The organism is Methylotenera sp. N17, from assembly GCF_000799155.1.
Lineage (GTDB): Bacteria > Pseudomonadota > Gammaproteobacteria > Burkholderiales > Methylophilaceae > Methylophilus.
In genome coordinates this window covers 257,228-273,506 of the sequence record NZ_JUGE01000001.1, presented here as the reverse complement: position 1 = coordinate 273,506, position 16,279 = coordinate 257,228, and the positions used below count along the sequence as shown (strand labels likewise).

The 16,279-nt window shown below is 46.5% G+C and carries 13 protein-coding genes; 8 read left to right on the top strand and 5 right to left on the bottom strand.

All coding sequences use genetic code 11. The features are described 5' to 3' along the window. Positions 1 to 18 precede the first annotated feature (18 nt). Entirely contained in the window at positions 19 to 804 is a 786-nt protein-coding gene (gene pssA / locus FG11_RS01410) for a CDP-diacylglycerol--serine O-phosphatidyltransferase (protein WP_020183849.1), read from the bottom strand. 194 nt (positions 805 to 998) lie between these two features. Here pssA and tgt point away from each other — a divergent pair, with 194 nt between their 5' ends. From tgt to clpA, 7 genes are all read left to right on the top strand, one after another. Next, the gene (gene tgt, locus FG11_RS01405; RefSeq protein ID WP_047532695.1) at positions 999 to 2,105 is read left to right on the top strand and encodes a tRNA guanosine(34) transglycosylase Tgt; all 1,107 of its coding nucleotides are present in this window, start codon (positions 999 to 1,001) and stop codon (positions 2,103 to 2,105) included. Between the two features lie 70 nt (positions 2,106 to 2,175). Then, positions 2,176 to 2,496, top strand: a complete 321-nt coding sequence (gene yajC, locus FG11_RS01400) for a preprotein translocase subunit YajC (protein WP_047532693.1) — start codon at positions 2,176 to 2,178, stop codon at positions 2,494 to 2,496. A 40-nt stretch (positions 2,497 to 2,536) separates the two neighbouring features. Then, positions 2,537 to 4,381, top strand: coding sequence for a protein translocase subunit SecD (gene secD / locus FG11_RS01395; protein ID WP_020183846.1), 1,845 nt, complete (start codon positions 2,537 to 2,539; stop codon positions 4,379 to 4,381). 60 nt (positions 4,382 to 4,441) lie between these two features. Next, the gene (secF, locus tag FG11_RS01390) at positions 4,442 to 5,386 is read left to right on the top strand and encodes a protein translocase subunit SecF (protein ID WP_047532692.1); all 945 of its coding nucleotides are present in this window, start codon (positions 4,442 to 4,444) and stop codon (positions 5,384 to 5,386) included. Positions 5,387 to 5,479: 93 nt separating this feature from the next. Then, complete coding sequence (locus FG11_RS01385; RefSeq protein ID WP_047532690.1) at positions 5,480 to 6,751, top strand: HlyC/CorC family transporter; 1,272 nt, start codon at positions 5,480 to 5,482, stop codon at positions 6,749 to 6,751. Positions 6,752 to 6,838: 87 nt separating this feature from the next. Beyond that, a complete protein-coding gene (clpS, locus tag FG11_RS01380; RefSeq protein WP_020183843.1) occupies positions 6,839 to 7,150 on the top strand; it encodes an ATP-dependent Clp protease adapter ClpS in 312 nt (103 codons plus the stop codon). Positions 7,151 to 7,283: 133 nt separating this feature from the next. Beyond that, a complete protein-coding gene (gene clpA / locus FG11_RS01375; protein WP_020183842.1) occupies positions 7,284 to 9,548 on the top strand; it encodes an ATP-dependent Clp protease ATP-binding subunit ClpA in 2,265 nt (754 codons plus the stop codon). A gap of 88 nt (positions 9,549 to 9,636) precedes the next feature. Here the strand turns inward: clpA and FG11_RS01370 are convergent, their stop codons facing one another. Genes FG11_RS01370 through FG11_RS01360 form a run of 3 tightly spaced genes read right to left on the bottom strand, consistent with a single transcriptional unit; the run spans position 9,637 to position 12,065 of the window. After that, positions 9,637 to 10,248, bottom strand: a complete 612-nt coding sequence (locus FG11_RS01370; protein ID WP_081978164.1) for a glutathione S-transferase — start codon at positions 10,246 to 10,248, stop codon at positions 9,637 to 9,639. Beyond that, the gene (locus FG11_RS01365) at positions 10,248 to 11,264 is read right to left on the bottom strand and encodes a quinone-dependent dihydroorotate dehydrogenase (RefSeq protein ID WP_047532685.1); all 1,017 of its coding nucleotides are present in this window, start codon (positions 11,262 to 11,264) and stop codon (positions 10,248 to 10,250) included. Before FG11_RS01365 ends, FG11_RS01370 begins: the two co-directional genes overlap by 1 nt. Before the next feature lie 15 nt (positions 11,265 to 11,279). After that, positions 11,280 to 12,065 carry a hypothetical protein gene (locus FG11_RS01360; protein ID WP_047532684.1) on the bottom strand — a complete coding sequence of 262 codons (786 nt, stop codon included), beginning with the start codon at positions 12,063 to 12,065 and terminating at the stop codon, positions 11,280 to 11,282. Between the two features lie 124 nt (positions 12,066 to 12,189). Here FG11_RS01360 and FG11_RS13375 point away from each other — a divergent pair, with 124 nt between their 5' ends. Then, positions 12,190 to 12,312, top strand: a complete 123-nt coding sequence (locus FG11_RS13375) for a DUF3149 domain-containing protein (protein WP_020183838.1) — start codon at positions 12,190 to 12,192, stop codon at positions 12,310 to 12,312. Positions 12,313 to 12,361: 49 nt separating this feature from the next. Here FG11_RS13375 and FG11_RS01355 read toward each other — a convergent pair whose 3' ends face one another. Further along, the gene (locus FG11_RS01355; RefSeq protein WP_047532682.1) at positions 12,362 to 16,231 is read right to left on the bottom strand and encodes a DUF3683 domain-containing protein; all 3,870 of its coding nucleotides are present in this window, start codon (positions 16,229 to 16,231) and stop codon (positions 12,362 to 12,364) included. Positions 16,232 to 16,279 lie beyond the last annotated feature (48 nt).

Here is a 16,279-nt window from a genome sequence, read left to right as displayed (position 1 = left end):
CAGCCATCGCTGCGTGCGCTAAATTTCCTTTTTAACCTTCTGTTTAAGCCACAAATAGTAGCCTGAGAGCGAGTAGACAAATACTACGGTAAACAGCACTTCTGGTGGGCTGTAAGAAATTAGCACAAATGCCAGCATGATGGCCAGCACGGCTACAAATGGAATACTGGCTTTTAAATTAATGTCTTTACCACTGTAAAAGCGTAAATCCGACACCATTGAACCTGCTGCAAACACCGTAATTCCCCAAGCGATCCATTTCATTTGTAAGGCACCAAAAAATATCTCGCGGCCATCCACATTGTATTCATAAGAAACCCAAACGAATCCCGCCAACAAGGCAGCGGCAGCCGGGCTAGGTAAGCCTTGGAAAAAACGCTTATCTTGATGCGGGTCATCTAATTTAGTGTTGAATCGTGCCAACCTTAAAGCTGCGCAAGCACAATAGATAAAGGCGGCAATCCATCCTAATTTATTCATGGGTTTGAGTGCCCATACGTACATAATCAACGCCGGCGCTACACCAAACGACACCATATCCGATAAGCTGTCATATTCTGCACCAAAAGCACTTTGCGTATTGGTCATACGCGCAACACGTCCATCTAAACCATCCATCACCATGGCAATAAAAATCGCAACGGCCGATTGCTCAAAGTGCCCGTTCATGGCTTGTACAATCGCATAGAATCCAGCAAACAAAGCCGCAGAGGTAAATAAATTGGGCAATAAATAGATGCCGCGCTCGCGCAAGCTCGGGTTATCTGCATTTCTTCTGGATAGACGCTGTCTTGGTTCTGCCATGTTTTACACAATCGTAGATTAACGTGATGGGCTAAGTATAAATCAAGTCTGGCGCATCCACATCATTTTACGTATCAAAGCCTAAGGCTTCGGCACAAGCTAAAGATTCCAAGTTGAAAGATTCAAAGTGAGCCAAGTGCGACTATGTTAAAATCACAAGGATTACTTAGTCTACTTTGAACGACCTTCACCACATGCAATTTACTTTACACCAGCAAGATGGCCGTGCGCGCCGCGGTACTGTGCATCTTGCCCATGGCGACGTACAAACGCCCGCCTTTATGCCTGTAGGCACTTATGGCACCGTAAAAGCCATGTCGCCACAAGAACTCAACGAGATTGATGCACACATTGTGCTGGGCAATACTTTTCACCTTTGGTTACGCCCAGGCTTAGAGGTAGTTGCCGCACATGGCGGCCTACATACATTCATGGGCTGGGATAAACCTATCCTCACCGATTCAGGCGGCTTTCAAGTCTGGAGCTTGGGTGATTTAAGAAAAATTTCTGAAGAAGGCGTGAAATTCAGATCGCCCATCAATGGTGATAGCTGCTTTTTAACCCCTGAAGAATCCATGCGCATTCAAAAGGTATTAAACAGCGACATCGTCATGATTTTTGACGAATGCACACCCTACCCAGCCACACACAAAGAAGCGAACGACTCTATGCAGTTGAGTTTGCGCTGGGCCAAACGGAGTAAACAAGCACATCAAGGCAACCCCAACGCCCTGTTTGGCATCATCCAAGGCGGCATGTATGAAGACTTGCGCGACATCTCTCTAAATGGGCTGGTGGACATCGACTTTGATGGATTTGCGATTGGTGGCTTATCGGTAGGCGAGCCTAAGGAAGACATGCTGCGCATTTTGGCACACACGGCGCCGCAAATGCCTGCACATAAGCCGCGCTACTTAATGGGCGTAGGCACACCAGAGGATTTGGTCGCGGCCGTGAGCCAAGGCGTGGATATGTTCGATTGTGTCATGCCAACGCGCAATGCGCGCAATGGCTGGCTGTTCACACAATATGGCGATGTCAAAATTAAAAATGCGTTTTATAAACAAGATACTGCACCACTGGATGCGGACTGCGCTTGTTACACCTGCCAACATTTTACACGTGCTTATTTGCACCATTTGCATAAAGTGGGCGAGATTTTAGGTGCGCGCTTGAACACCATCCACAATCTGCATTATTACCAAGTACTCATGCAGTCTATGCGTAGCGCCATTGAAAATGGTACTTTTGAAGCATTTAAACTTGAATTTGCACGTAAACGTGCCCAACTAAATGGCTAATCAGATTATCTAAAATAGTCTATGTTAGAATCGTGTGTTCATTTGTTTCATTTTTTTAGGAAGCTTGTCTATGTTTATCAGTAATGCATTTGCAGCGCCATCCGTACCAGGTGGGGATTTATTAAGTGGCATTTTGCCGATGGTCATTATTTTTATTCTGTTCTACTTTATGCTGATTCGTCCGCAACTGAAGCAAGCCAAGCAGCAAAAAGCCATGATAGATGCACTGAAAGCTGGCGACGAAGTCGCAACTTCAGGTGGCATTATTGGCAAGGTGACCAAAGTGGGCGACAGCTTCGTGAGTATCGAAATTGCAGCAGACACTGTGGTGAATGTGCAAAAACACACCGTGCAAACTTTACTGCCACCCGGCACTATTAAAGCCATTTAATCTGTTGTTTTAATCATTCAACGCCTGAGCGAGCCAAGCTATGAACCGTTACCCGTTATGGAAGTATATTTTAATTGCAATCGTCATCTTGATTGGCTTGCTCTACACCATCCCCAATTTCTTTGGGGAATCCCCAGCTGTACAAGTTAGCCCGGCTAAGTCCACCCTTAAATCAGACAATGCACTACTGCAAAAAGTGGAAAACACTTTACAGCTTGCCAGCATTCCATTCAATGGCATCTATTTGGATGCCACTGGTGTCAAGGTAAGACTGGCCAATCCGGAAGACCAAATCAAAGCCAAAGACAAGCTGAATGCAAGCTTAGGCAAAGATTACACCATTGCACTTAACTTGCTGTCACAAACCCCAAACTGGCTGTTAGCCATTGGTGCCAAACCCATGTATTTGGGTTTAGATTTACGTGGCGGCGTGCACTTTCTATTACAAGTGGACATGAAAGCGGCTTTGGATAAAGCGGCAGAAAGCAGCGTGGGTGACTTCCGTACTGCGTTACGTAAAGAAAAAATCAACTACTTTGGTATTTCACGTGAAGGCCAGCTAGTTGTTGTTAAGTTTGACAACGCGGCAGAAGCTAACAAAGCGCTTCGTATCTTAAGCAAAGACTATCCAGACCTCACCTATGCAGTCACTGGCTCTGGCAAAGATTTATCACTGACCGCCAACATGGGCTTAGCCTCACAAAAGCGCACACAAGAATTTGCACTCAAACAAAACTTACAAACCCTGCATAACCGTATTAATGAGCTTGGCGTGGCCGAGCCCATTGTGCAACAACAAGGCTTTGATCGCATTGTGGTGCAATTACCTGGCGTGCAAGATACCGCCAAAGCAAAAGAGATTTTAGGCCGTACCGCTACATTGGAAATTCGCTTAGTCGATGAAGAGAAAACCGACTTTGCCACCATGGAAAAAGCCAGCAATGGCCAAGTCCCATTTGGTGATGAGTTGTATAAAGACCGCTCCGGCCGTCCAATCTTAGTGAAGAAAAGTGTGGTATTGACTGGCGACCGCATTACCGATGCCGGCCCCGGTGTGGATGGTCAAAACGGCAGCTCCGTAGTGAATGTGACTTTGGATGGACGTGGTGCCGGCATCTTTAAAAATGTCACCCGAGACAACGTTGGCAAACGCATGGCTATCTTGCTGATTGAAAAAGGCAATACCGAAGTGATTACCGCGCCCGTGATTAATGAAGAAATTGGCGGCGGTCGTGTACAAATCTCTGGCATGGCCAACGCACAAGAAGCCACAGACATCTCACTACTATTACGCGCTGGCGCACTCGCTGCCCCGATGGAAATTATCGAAGAAAGAACAGTTGGGCCAAGCATGGGTGAGGAAAACATCAAACGTGGTGTGCACTCAACCCTATGGGGCTTTGCTGCCATTGCAGTCATGATGGTCATCTACTATATGGCATTTGGTGGTGTTTCCGTATTAGCACTGGGTGTTAATTTATTACTATTGGTTGCTATTTTATCTATGCTACAAGCTACCCTTACCTTACCAGGTTTGGCAGCGATTGCATTAGCATTAGGGATGGCGATTGACGCTAACGTATTGATTAATGAGCGTATCCGTGAAGAACTACGCAATGGCAATACGCCGCAAGCGAGTATTAGTGAAGGTTATAAAAACGCTTGGCATACCATTGTGGACTCCAACGTCACTACGCTGATTGCTGGTCTGGCCTTATTTATGTTTGGTACCGGGCCAATTAAAGGCTTTGCGGTGGTGCACGTACTAGGCATTTTGACTTCGATGTTCAGTGCAGTCTTGGTCTCACGCGCTATCGTCAACCTCGTTTATGGCTACCGTAGAAAAATTGAAAAATTAGCCATCGGGCAAATTTATAAAGCATAAGCAGCGACCTAACAACGATGGGCGCTGACGTTTAGCGCCATTAATTAAAGAGTAAAGACTATGGAATTATTTAGAATTAAAAACGACATCCCGTTTATGAGCTATGGTCGTTTAACTACTACTATTTCACTCGTGACATTTATCTTAGCCGTGTTTTTTCTTGCCACACGCGGCCTCAATTACGGCGTGGACTTTACTGGCGGTACCGTCATGGAAGTCAACTATCCGCAATCAGCCAATATCGATAACATTCGTCAGGCAGTAGATAGCATCGGACTTAAAGATGCCACCGTACAAAATTTTGGCACCAGCCATGATGTGTTGATTCGCCTACCGATCAAAAAAGACATGTCGATTGCACAACTGTCAGAAAAGGTAAGCTCTGCACTGAAAGCCGCTGATCCACAAGCTGATGTACGCCGTGTGGAAAGCGTAGGTTCGCAAGTAGGTGAAGAACTGTATGAAAACGGCGGGCTGGCGCTTCTTTTGGTCTGTTTGGGGATTATGGCTTATTTAGCAATCCGCTTTGAATGGCGTTTTGCCGTGGCCGCCATTATTGCCAATATGCACGATGTGGTGATCATTTTGGGCTTCTTTGCGTTCTTCCAGTGGGAGTTCAACCTCACTGTACTGGCCGCTATTTTGGCAGTGCTAGGGTACTCGGTGAATGAGTCTGTTGTGGTATTTGACCGAGTACGTGAGAACTTCCGTAAAATGCGTAAAGCCAATGCGGTACAAGTGATTGACAATGCAATTACGCGCACGATGTCTCGTACTGTGATTACACACTTGATGACGCAAACCATGGTCGGCTCTATGTTGCTATTTGGCGGCGAGGTACTTCATAACTTTGCATTAGCGCTGACCATCGGCATTTTGTTTGGTATTTACTCTTCCGTACTCGTGGCTTGCCCGATTGCCATGTGGCTGGGTGTGAATCGCGCCAACCTGATTGGTGATGTTGAGAAAAAACCAACGGATGCTTCTGCAGAAGTCGCACCTTAAACTTTCAACCCCCGCCAATTACACTAAACACTTGATTGAGAAGGCTTGCTTCAGTTAGACTCTAAGCCTTCTTAGTCACCCAGTCACCCCCCATTGGATAATATTCCTATCTCTTGGCAATTAGCCGTATTGGCCTTGCTACTGCTTATTTCAGGTTTTTTCTCAATCGCCGAAACCAGTTTGATGTCGCTCAACCGTTACCGGTTAAGGCATCTGGTCAAAGAGGGTAATCGCGGCGCTAAACTGGCCAGCGCACTGCTTGCTAAGACCGATAAATTGCTCGGCGTGATTTTGCTTTGTAATAACTTTGCCAACGCCGCTTCTGCTACGTTAGTTACAGTGATTATTGTTGAGTTGTTTGGCGAAGGTGAGTGGGTACTGATGATCGGCACATTGTCAGTGACATTTGCCATTTTAGTGTTCAGTGAAATCTCTCCTAAAGTCATTGCCGCCGCTTACCCCGAAAAATTGGGCATCATGTGTAGCTATGTGCTCTATCCCCTACTCAAACTACTCTACCCTGCTGTGTGGTTTGTGAATCTGTTTGTGGAAGGACTGCTGAAGCTATTCAGAGTCAATGTCAATTTCAGCGAGTCCGCGCAATCTCTCACCATGGATGAGCTGCGCAGCATCGTCACCGATGCAGGGCATTTTATGCCTAAAAAGCACCGCACTATTTTGCTGAATTTGTTCGATTTAGAGAAAATCACGGTGGATGATGTGATGACGGCACATACCATGGTTGAAATTATTGACTTTGATCAGCCCATTGAAGATATTTTGCAGCGCATCTCTACCAGCCACCACACCCGCTTGCCCGTACGCGAGGGCGATAACGAAGAGATGATTGGTATTCTACACATCAGAAAAGTGATGAATCAAATCCGCGGTTACCAACATGACGACCCACTTGATAAAGAAGCGTTACGTGAGATTATCAGCGAGCCTTACTTCATTCCGGCAGGAACGCCTCTGTATACGCAAATTCAGCAATTCCAGGAAAACCAAGAACGCATTGCGCTTATTGTTGACGAGTACGGCGAGTTTAAAGGCTTAGTGACGCTTGAAGACATTTTGGAAGAAGTGATTGGCGACTTCACGACCCAATCCCCCAGCAGAATCGGCAGCTATCGCCAAGACGAAGATGGCGGTTGGTTGGTGGATGGCAGTAGCTCTCTGCGCGACTTAAACAAAAAGCTACATTTATCACTGCCAACCGAAGGGCCTCGTACACTTAACGGCCTAGTCATCGAGTATTTTGAAGATATTCCGGAGCCGAATACCAGCTTCAGAATGGGCGAACACACGCTAGAAATTGTGCAAACACAAGACAGAATCGTCAAAATCGTCAAAATCTTTCCATAATCGCTTAACCCTATTCAAATTGGGCTTGAATTTTTTAGCATTCGGCTCAAAATAAGAGTTAACAAGTAATCTTAAGTAGTAAAGTAAATGGCACAACCACATTCAGACGGCGATACCGCAATTAAGCCAAACGCAGTAAAACCTAAGCTGCCTGAAATGTTTAAAGTATTGCTACTAAATGACGATTACACTCCTATGGAGTTTGTTGTAGAAACGATTGAACGGTTTTTTAATAAAAGCCGTGAACAAGCGACACAAATTATGCTCAAAGTACATACAGAAGGCATGGGCGTATGCGGTGTATACCCGCTAGACATTGCAGAAACAAAAATGAATCAGGTGTTAACGCATGCAAGAGAGTCTCAGCACCCACTGCAATGCGTCATTGAACCCGCCTAACCTTGTATTGTTGAACAAGTAGAGAAAAGCAGGCTTAAAATTTAAATTGCAATCAATTGCCGATGCTAAGATGGTATGTGTTGATGGTGGCAGTTGTTTATAGACAAAATAAAGTGAAAGTTAAGGTAATAAGATGATAGCTCAAGAGTTAGAAGTCAGCCTACATATGGCGTTCATGGATGCGCGTCAAAAGCGCCATGAGCTCATTACGGTAGAGCATCTCTTACTGGCCATGATAGATAATCCTACCGCGGCTGAAGTATTACGTGCCTGTGGTGCAAAATTTGATGTGTTACGCTCCGAACTCAACCAATATATTGAGGAGCACACCCCTACCGTGAATGGTGAGGGTGAAGTGGATACACAACCTACGCTAGGTTTCCAACGTGTGATTCAACGTGCCATGTTGCACGTGCAATCCTCTGGCAAAAAAGAAGTGACTGGCGCCAATGTATTGGTGGCTATTTACGGTGAAAAAGATTCTCATGCTGTGTTCTTCTTGCACCAGCAAGGCATCACCCGTTTAGATGTGGTGAATTTCATCTCGCATGGCGTGGCAAAATTACCTGAGGGTGAAGAAAAGGCTGACAGCAGCGATGTTGAAAGTGAGGCAGAACCGACCCCAGCAGGCGCACTGGAAAACTTCACACTCAATTTAAACGTACAAGTGGCCGCAGGCAAAATTGATCCTTTAATCGGCCGTGGTCAAGAGCTGGAGCGTGTGATTCAGACGCTTTGCCGTCGCCGTAAAAATAATCCACTATTGGTGGGTGAAGCTGGTGTGGGCAAAACAGCGATTGCTGAAGGATTGGCTAGCCGTATTGTGGAACAAGACATTCCAGATGTCTTAGCCAATGCCACGGTCTACTCTTTAGACATGGGTGCACTATTGGCAGGTACAAAATACCGTGGTGATTTTGAGCAACGCTTAAAAGCGGTGATGAAGCAATTGGCCGAAAAACCAGACGCTATTCTGTTTATAGATGAGATTCATACCTTGATAGGTGCAGGTGCAGCAAGCGGCGGTACTTTAGACGCCAGCAACTTGCTCAAACCAGCACTATCCAATGGCACACTTAAATGCATTGGCGCAACGACATATCAAGAATACCGCGGTATTTTTGAGAAAGATCATGCCCTGTCACGCCGCTTCCAAAAAATCGATGTGGTGGAACCGAGTGTGGCTGAGACCATTGAGATTTTAAAAGGTCTGAAATCTAAATTTGAAGAGCACCATAGTGTTAAATATAGCGCGAGTGCTTTGACTGTAGCGGCTGAACTGTCTGCCAAATACATCAACGACCGTCATTTGCCAGATAAAGCGATTGACGTGATTGATGAAGCGGGTGCTGCGCAACGCATCTTGCCCAAAAACAAACAGAAAAAAGTCATTGGCAATAAAGAGATTGAAGACATCATTGCCAAGATTGCACGTATTCCGCCAAAAAACATTTCCAGCGATGATCGCAATGCGCTCAAAACATTGGAACGCGATTTGAAAGCAGTCGTATTTGGTCAAGACAAAGCGATTGATACCTTGGCTTCAGCCGTCAAAATGGCGCGTAGCGGACTAGGTCAAAACAACAAACCGATTGGTAGTTTCTTATTCAGCGGCCCTACTGGCGTGGGTAAAACTGAAGTCGCCAAGCAGTTGGCTTATATCATGGGCATTGAACTCATTCGCTTCGACATGAGTGAATACATGGAACGTCATGCAGTGAGCCGCTTAATTGGCGCGCCTCCAGGCTATGTAGGGTTTGACCAAGGTGGTTTATTGACAGAAGCCATCACCAAACAACCTTACTGCGTACTGTTGCTCGACGAAATTGAAAAAGCACATCCGGATATCTTCAACATTCTGTTGCAAGTGATGGACCATGGTACGCTCACGGATAACAATGGCCGCAAAGCAGACTTCCGCAATGTGACCATTATCATGACCACCAATGCAGGTGCGGAAAACATGTCTAAAGCCAGCATTGGCTTTACCAATGCAAAAGATGTGACGGATGAAGCTGCAGACCTCAAGCGCTTCTTTAGCCCTGAGTTCCGCAACCGTTTGGATGCTACTGTGTCATTTGGCGCTCTGTCACACGAGATTATCATTCGTGTGGTCGATAAGTTCTTGATGCAATTAGAAGATCAGTTGCATGAGAAAAAAGTGGACGTAACGTTCAGTGATGCACTCAAAACCTACCTTGGCAAAAAGGGGTTTGATCCGCTCATGGGTGCACGCCCGATGGCTAGACTCATTCAAGACACCATCCGTAAGGCCTTGGCAGATGAGTTACTGTTTGGTAAATTGGCAAACGGTGGTTCAGTGCATGTGGATATCGACAGCGAAGACCAAATCAAACTGGTGTTCAATGAAGAAGAAACCGCCGCCGCACCTGTATAAACAGCGCAGTTTGCGTGATGAGTTTCAAATTAAAAAAGGCGCATATGCGCCTTTTTTAATGCCTGTCGCTTAGCTTAAAACACATAGTTTAAGACTGATAAACGGGGTATTTCTGCATAATGCTTACAAACAATGTACTTTCTACCCACGCGCTTAACCACTGTGCCACAGCCACGTATGGCGACTGCGAGAACCAAGTTACATCCACTGCAGCAAACTGACGGATAAACGGAAAGATAGCGATATCAGCGATACTGACCTGCTGCCCCATTAAATAAGGCTGCGCTTGTAATGCAGATTCTAGTGTTTGCAGAAATATCTCGCATTGCGCGCGATACACAACCTGTGGCTGTTCAGGAAACCGCTCCGGATATTTATAGTGATCTAAGGCTTGCTTAAAATCACCATCGTTGTTTGTAATCCACTGCATCGTTTGCTCATGATTGGCGTGCAGCCAGCCTTCCGGATCATGTTGCTGCAATGCCCACATCATAATGTCCAGACTCTGTTCAAGTACCAATCCATTTTCCAACACCAACACAGGCACAGTACCTTTTGGGGACATTTGCAGCATATGTGTGGGTTTATCACGTAGCGATATTTCGCGGATCTCGACCTGAATATTGGACACATGTAGCGCCATGCGCGCGCGCATGGCATAAGGGCATCTTCGATAAGAATAGAGAATAGGTAACTGCATCAACCTAGTGATTTACAAACATCGTTTACCAACTTTGGCCCTTGGTAGATAAGCCCACTATAAAGCTGTACCAGACTTGCGCCGGCCGCAATTTTTTCCACTGCGTCAGCACCAGACATAATGCCCCCCACGCCAATAATAGGTAATGCGCCTTGCAGGCGTTGTGATAACTGCTGTATGACAGCGGTGGAAGCATGCTTCACCGGTGCGCCAGACAATCCGCCCGTCTCCTCAGCATGTGCCATGCCTTGTACTGCATCGCGCGATAAGGTGGTATTGGTGGCAATCACCCCGTCGATTTGGTGCTGCATCAATAGGTCTGCAATTTCCGCGACTTGGGTAGGCGTTAGATCCGGCGCAATTTTCAAAGCCACAGGCACGTATTGGCTATGCTGTTCCGTCAGTTTGGTTTGTTCAAATTTCAAACTTGCCAGTAAAGCGGACAATGCTTCTTTCTCTTGCAGCGCGCGTAAGTTCTTAGTGTTGGGCGATGAAATATTGACTGTGATATAGCTAGCATGCGCATATACCTTACGCATGCAATGCAGATAATCATCTACAGCGCGCTCGTTCGGCGTATCAAAGTTTTTGCCTATATTGATACCGAGTACGCCTTTGTATTTGGCAGACTTTACATTCTCAACCAGATGATCGACACCCAGATTATTAAACCCAAAACGGTTGATAATGCCTTGTGCTTGTTTCACGCGAAATAATCGTGGCCTAGGGTTGCCTGGCTGTGGCCGTGGCGTCACGGTGCCCACTTCGATAAAACCAAAACCCAAGGTGGCCATGCCATCAATGACGGCTGCATTTTTATCCAAGCCTGCCGCCAATCCCACTGCGTTGGGAAACGTAAGGCCCATGACCTGACGCGGCGTAGTGTGATATTGGTTTGTATTAGCACCTAGCAAGTGCAAACGCTCGGCCCATTTTAAGCTGGCCAAGGTGACATCATGTGCAACTTCGGCATCTAACTGAAACAATAAAGGTTTAAGGATTGGGTAGATATTCATACATGACTTCAATGGTTAGTGGGGAACATACACCAGATATTTATGTGCACAATATTTGCACTTAAATGCACGCCCGTGTGCGGCTTTGGAGACGGCTTTGGTTGCACAACGCGGACAATACACATCCGCACCCTCTTCCTTAGCTTCGTAATAGCCGGTATTGGTGAGCGTTTTTTCATTGGGCACCGTAGGCGGAAATGAAGATGGCTTACGGTGTATAAATGTGCCGAGGATGATCATCACAAGTGCGAGATTTTCAAGTAAGACATTGAGCTCTAGCCCAAATAGTGACTGGCGAATCAGGATATCGACATGATGGAATGAGGCTGCGCGGATTAAAATAAACGCGCACAGCAAAATAAGCCCAGACCACACTAGCTTGTAATTACGCCACAGATTCCATAAGTAGATACGCAATGTGAGTAGCAATATCACCATAGCGGCTCCAACCGTCACCACAAATGCCATTTGCAACAGTCTGCGTTGTTCGTACCAACCATGTGCGACTGACAAATCACGTATGGTTTGACTCAGCCAGGTTTGCAAATCTAACTGCTTATTAATACTAAGCAATAACAGCAGTACACCTAGCCATAACCAAAATTGATAAGGCATGCCGTCATCTCGACCGCGTTTGGCTTTTATAAAGCAGCGCGCTACTGCCGCTAGGTACACAACAACGGTTAACCATCCCCAGACCGTTGGGTCACCAATCCCTAAATGCCATCGACCATCTTGCGTTGCTGCAAACAACAATTGACTAAATCCACACAACACAACACCAAGTATTAATTGAGGCATAGGCTATCTTAATCACTGATTAGGTTAACGATTGTTGCAAAGTTCGCATTTCTTGCGCTACATCAAAGCCAAACAAAAGGCAGCATGTCAAAGTATGCACTGAACGCACCCGAAGGAGACCATCATGAAAATAATCAGTGACCTACTATCCACAGACTACGGTCTAATGAGCTTGATTGTGATTGCAGTTATCGCATTCACCATGCTGGGCCTTGCCTGTTACGCCATATACAAAGCCATGAAATAGCATCACCCAAGGATGCCGCACCGTCATTTGACGCGTACGGCTAAGCTATCTACAGCAGCACTTTCTCAATACCACCATTATTGGCTTTTTCTACATAGTCTTGCATCCAGTTCTCGCCAAGAATATGCTTCGCCATTTCCACCACAATATAGTCTGCTTCAATACCAGTGTCATCGCCGTAGCGCGCCAGCCCTTGCAAGCAGCTTGGGCATGAGGTCAGGATCTTCACAGGCTGCTCAGGCGCGCCCACAGTCAGACCCATTTTCTCCATGCCTTTAGCCAGTTCTTCTTGCTTGCGGAATTTGACCTGCGTGGCAATATCCGGGCGTGCAGCTGCAAACGTGCCGCTCTCACCACAGCAGCGGTCGTTCAACGCAACATCCTGACCCATCAGTTTATTCGTCACTTCCAGCGGTTTATAGGTTTTCATTGGACTATGACATGGGTCATGGTACATATAACGCGTACCCGTAACGCCAGATAATTTCTGGTCTTTCTCCATCAGGTACTCGTGAATATCTAACAAACGGCAACCCGGGAATATCTTCTCAAACTCATACTTCTGTAATTGGTCCATACAAGTACCGCAAGACACAATCACTGTCTTGATATCCAGATAGTTCAAGGTGTTAGCCACACGATGGAACAACACGCGATTGTCTGCCGTGATTTCTTGCCCTTTATCATGATTACCTGCTGAAGTTTGTGGGTAGCCGCAGCACAAATAGCCAGGCGGCAGTACCGTAATGGCGCCGACCTCATACAACATGGCTTGCGTAGCTAAACCCACATTAGAGAACAAACGCTCAGAACCGCAACCAGGAAAATAGAATACAGCTTCTGAATCTTCCGTTACTTTTTGCGGGTTACGAATCACCGGGATCATGTGATCATCTTCCACACCCAGCATCGCGCGTGAAGTCTTAGATTGCATTTTTCTTGGCATTGGGCGATTAATAAAATGAATCACCTGTGTTTTGATATCCGCTTTACCGACTGTCGCTGGCGGTGCTTTTTTGTCTTTTAGCAAGCCGAATCGCTTAGCGAGACTATGCGCGATATTTTGCACTTTATAGCCCCAACCAATCATGGTGGTACGCAAGAACTTAATGGTGGCCGGGTCTTTTGCGTTTAAGAACAGCATGCCTGCCGCCGTACCAGGGTTGAATTTCTTCTTGCCTTGCTCGCGCAAAAAGTTACGCATTTTGATCGATACATCACCAAAATCAATATCGACCGGACACGGTTTTTCGCAACGATGACACACCGTGCAGTGATCCGCCACATCGTTAAACTCATCAAAATGCTTGAGTGAGATACCACGACGCGTTTGCTCTTCGTACAAAAACGCCTCGATCAGCAATGAAGTGCCTAAAATTTTATTGCGCGGTGAATACAACAAATTAGCGCGTGGCACATGCGTAGAGCACACGGGCTTACACTTACCGCATCGTAAGCAGTCAGAAATATCATCGGCAATCTCACCAATGGCTGATTGCTCCATGATGATAGATTCTTGTTCCAGCAAACCAAAGCTTGGCGTATAGGCATTGTCTAAACCAGAGCCAGCCAGCAATTTACCTTTATTAAAGTGACCATTGGGGTCCACTTTATTTTTATAGGTAGTAAAAGTATCAATAGTGGATTGATCCAAGAACTCCATTTTGGTAATGCCGATACCGTGCTCACCAGAGATCACACCATTCAAGTGTCTAGCCAATGCCATCACGCGCGCAACCGCAGCATGTGCGTCTTGCATCATGCCGTAATCGTCTGAATTGACCGGAATATTGGTATGCACATTGCCATCACCCGCATGCATGTGCAACGCAATGAACACGCGGCTTTTCAGCACTTTTTTATGAATGACGTCCAATTCATTCAATATCTTTTGATACTCACGCCCAGCAAAAATATCGGCCATGGGGCGCTTTAATTCGCGCTTCCAAGAAATACGCAAATCGTAAGACTGTACCGCGCGGAATACATTTTCGTATTGCGCGTGGCCTTTGCCCAACTCGCCCAATGTAGCAACAGGCTCATCCAGCGTATTTAAAATTAAACGCCATTTGGCACGCAAATCACGCAACAACTGCAAAGCAATCACTTGTTTAGACTGTACGCTCTCAGCATCCGCATTGCCCTCTTCGTCTGGCTGAATCGGCAAATCCCCTTGCAGGAACGTCTCTAGTGCATCCACCAGTTTGAGCTTGTTTTGAATTGACAATTCAATGTTGATACGCTCAATACCATCTGAGTATTCACCCAGTTTTGGCAATGGAATCACCACGTCTTCATTGATTTTGAATGCGTTAGTATGCTTAGCAATCGCAGCCGTACGTGAGCGGTCTAACCAGAATTTTTTACGCGCCTCAGAAGAAACAGCAATAAAACCCTCGCCATTACGCGCATTGCACATCCGTACTACAGCAGAAGCAACTTCCCCCACTGCGTTTTCGTCGTCCGATGCGATATCACATAACAACACCATTTTTGGGCGTTGCTGACGCGCTGCTTTAGTAGCGTAGCCTACGGCTTTAATATAACGCTCATCCATATGCTCCAAGCCAGCCATGATGACAGCAGGCTCTTGCTTGGCAGTCGCGTCTAAATAATCTTTGATCTCAACAATCGCAGGCACTGCATGGGATACATTGCCAAAGAACTCCAAGGCAATCGTACGCACATGCTTAGGCATGCGGTGCAGAATAAAAGTCGCGCTGGTGATGAGACCATCGCAGCCTTCTTTTTGAATGCCTGGCAAACCTGACAGGAATTTATCCGTCACATCTTTACCCAAGCCTACTTTACGGAAGCTTGGCCCAGGAATCGCAATGATTTCCGGCTCAGACAACAAAGTTTTCATGTCGATGTCATAACGGCTAATTTTAAAGCGCGCCATTTCAATATCATGAATCTTGCCCAAGTTATGGTCTAAGCGCTCAACTTCCATCCATGTAGCATCGGGCGTCACCATGCGCCATGAGGCTAGGTTATCCAACGCAGTACCCCACAACACCGCTTTTTTACCACCAGCGTTCATGGCCACGTTACCGCCAATACAACAAGCATCTGCAGAAGTCGGGTCACATGCAAACTCAAGTCCAGCATCCGTCGCCGCTTCCATGGCGCGACGCGTCACCACACCGGCGCCACACTCAATGGTCGCCACCTGACGCGCAACGCCAGGCAAGGTGCGCATTTGCACGCCAGTATGCTGGTCTAATTTTTCTGTATTAATTACCGCTGACAGTGGTGTGAGCGGAATTGCGCCACCGGTATAGCCAGTGCCACCGCCGCGTGGAATCACGGTTAGCCCGAGCTCGATACAAGCCCTGACCAAATAGGCAATTTCCGCTTCGGTATCCGGATTCAATACGACAAACGGATATTCCACACGCCAGTCAGTCGCATCCGTCACGTGTGAGACACGCGCCAGTCCATCAAATTGGATATTGTCCTTGCGGGTATATTTGCTTAGCTTGCTTAACGCTTTCTTACGCAAATCGTACGTTTGACGGAAGTCATCGCTAAATTTTTGTACTGCTTGTTTGGCAGCTGCCACCAGCTTTTGTACGTTAGCATTGCCCGCGCTACGCTCATCAATGGCAGCAATACGGTGATATAGCGCATCAATCAAGGCTTTACGACGCTTAGGATTATCTAGCAAGTCATCTTGTAGATAGGGGTTGCGACTCACTACCCACAAATCACCCAGCACTTCAAACAACATGCGCGCACTACGTCCAGTCTTACGCTGTTCGCGTAATGTATTCAGGATTTCCCAAATTTCCTCGCCAAGAAACCGAATGACAATTTCGCGGTCTGAGAATGAGGTGTAGTTATAGGGGATCTCGCGCAAGCGCGTGACAGGCAATGCGTCAGATTGAAGAAAAGCAGCAGGTGTCGGTGCGTTCATTGATAGTTCATTACAAACAAAAACCAATTATAGCATGCTGTAGACTGC

Excerpts from the sequence above, each read along its gene's own strand:
- pssA (WP_020183849.1), bottom strand. The coding sequence starts at position 804 with ATGGCAGAACCAAGACAGCGTCTATCCAGAAGAAATGCAGATAACCCG.
- FG11_RS01365 (WP_047532685.1), bottom strand. The coding sequence starts at position 11,264 with ATGAATATCTACCCAATCCTTAAACCTTTATTGTTTCAGTTAGATGCC.
- secD (WP_020183846.1), top strand. The coding sequence starts at position 2,537 with ATGAACCGTTACCCGTTATGGAAGTATATTTTAATTGCAATCGTCATC.
- FG11_RS01355 (WP_047532682.1), bottom strand. The coding sequence starts at position 16,231 with ATGAACGCACCGACACCTGCTGCTTTTCTTCAATCTGACGCATTGCCT.
- tgt (WP_047532695.1), top strand. The coding sequence starts at position 999 with ATGCAATTTACTTTACACCAGCAAGATGGCCGTGCGCGCCGCGGTACT.
- clpS (WP_020183843.1), top strand. The coding sequence starts at position 6,839 with ATGGCACAACCACATTCAGACGGCGATACCGCAATTAAGCCAAACGCA.
- secF (WP_047532692.1), top strand. The coding sequence starts at position 4,442 with ATGGAATTATTTAGAATTAAAAACGACATCCCGTTTATGAGCTATGGT.
- FG11_RS01370 (WP_081978164.1), bottom strand. The coding sequence starts at position 10,248 with ATGCAGTTACCTATTCTCTATTCTTATCGAAGATGCCCTTATGCCATG.
- clpA (WP_020183842.1), top strand. The coding sequence starts at position 7,284 with ATGATAGCTCAAGAGTTAGAAGTCAGCCTACATATGGCGTTCATGGAT.
- yajC (WP_047532693.1), top strand. The coding sequence starts at position 2,176 with ATGTTTATCAGTAATGCATTTGCAGCGCCATCCGTACCAGGTGGGGAT.
- FG11_RS01360 (WP_047532684.1), bottom strand. The coding sequence starts at position 12,065 with ATGCCTCAATTAATACTTGGTGTTGTGTTGTGTGGATTTAGTCAATTG.
- FG11_RS13375 (WP_020183838.1), top strand. The coding sequence starts at position 12,190 with ATGAAAATAATCAGTGACCTACTATCCACAGACTACGGTCTAATGAGC.